Raw genomic sequence first — 1,266 nt, 5'->3', positions numbered from 1 at the left:
GGGGGAACCATTACCGGTATTGCCGAAACCATTAAACCCCGTCGTCCCCAATTTCAAGCGATCGCAGTTGAACCCTCTAATAGTCCCGTCTTATCGGGAGGACCACCCGGGCCGCACAAAATCCAAGGCATCGGGGCCGGTTTTATCCCGGCAATTTTCCGACCGGAATTAATCGATGAGGTGATTGTCGTCGATGATACAGAGGCTTTCGCCTACGCACGACGGTTAGCTCGTCAGGAGGGACTACTATCGGGCATTTCGGCTGGGGCCGCTTTATGGGCGGCAATTCAGGTGGGCAAAAGACCCGAAAACGAAGATAAATTAATCGTCATGATTCAGCCTAGTTTTGGGGAACGTTACCTCAGCACGGCCCTGTTTAAAGACCTCGAAGATATCGACTAATAGGACAGTAAATTGATGGAATTTGCAACGAGGGCGATTCATGGGGGGCAAGAACCAGACTCTAGCCATGGGGCGGTAACGGTTCCCATTTATTCCACTTCCACCTGTAACACCGGCTTTACTAGGATTATCGATTGGGATCGAGAATAGGAACGATTTAAAGCGGCATCTGGAAAAGGCCTTGATTGGTTAGGCGAAGTTTTTATCTCATTTGATGGGTTAAGCAATGTTTTTTGACTCGGAAGATTGGCAAACGATTATTTTTCGGCTGAGTATGGCTATGGCCGTCGGCTGTCTGATTGGTTATAACCGACAGCGAGGCGGTCGTCCTGCTGGATTGAGAACTTTTATCATCGTTAGTCTCGGAGCTGCCATGTTCGTGATGATTCCCCTACAAGCGGAAGGAGATGTGGGTTATGCGTCTTCTAATGCCCTCAGTCGCACTATTCAAGGGGTCGCTTCTGGTGTCGGTTTTTTAGGGGCGGGAATCATCCTACAACAATCCCATCGGGAACTAAATAAGGTACAAGTGAAAGGTTTGACTTCGGCGGCGACTATCTGGTTAGCGGCAGGATTAGGCGCGGCTTCTGGTTGCGGTTTATGGCAGATGGTTCTGGTGGGAACTCTATTCTCTCTGTGCACTTTAAGTGGCATTAAACGACTTAAGAAAAATAAATCTTTAGGCAAATATATTAAAGGTCGTAAGAAAATATCTACGATTAATCAAGAAATAAATCCATCGGATAATTCAGCATCTCATTAATAAAAAAAGTGATAAAAATTAATTTTTCTTGAGAGGGCAAAAGCTTTTCTTTACTGGCTTTTACCTCGAAAAGATTATGTTTTTTCTGCAATTTATTGGTC

The 1,266-nt window shown here is 45.7% G+C and carries 3 protein-coding genes; all 3 read left to right on the top strand.

The window, feature by feature from the left end; all coding sequences use genetic code 11:
- On the top strand, nt 1-402 hold a 402-nt coding region (locus PX482_RS24220), incomplete at its 5' end, for a pyridoxal-phosphate dependent enzyme (RefSeq protein WP_288123136.1).
- Nucleotides 403-417: 15 nt separating this feature from the next.
- Nucleotides 418-552: a hypothetical protein gene (locus PX482_RS24215; protein WP_262382309.1), complete on the top strand. Its 135-nt coding sequence runs from the start codon at nt 418-420 to the stop codon at nt 550-552.
- Nucleotides 553-628: 76 nt separating this feature from the next.
- Nucleotides 629-1,165: an MgtC/SapB family protein gene (locus PX482_RS24210; protein ID WP_002762685.1), complete on the top strand. Its 537-nt coding sequence runs from the start codon at nt 629-631 to the stop codon at nt 1,163-1,165.
- Nucleotides 1,166-1,266: the final 101 nt, after the last annotated feature.

The sequence above is a fragment of the Microcystis sp. M53602_WE12 genome (genome assembly GCF_030065455.1).
Classification (GTDB): Bacteria; Cyanobacteriota; Cyanobacteriia; order Cyanobacteriales; family Microcystaceae; genus Microcystis; species Microcystis aeruginosa.
This window is presented reverse-complemented; position numbering and strand designations above follow the sequence as displayed.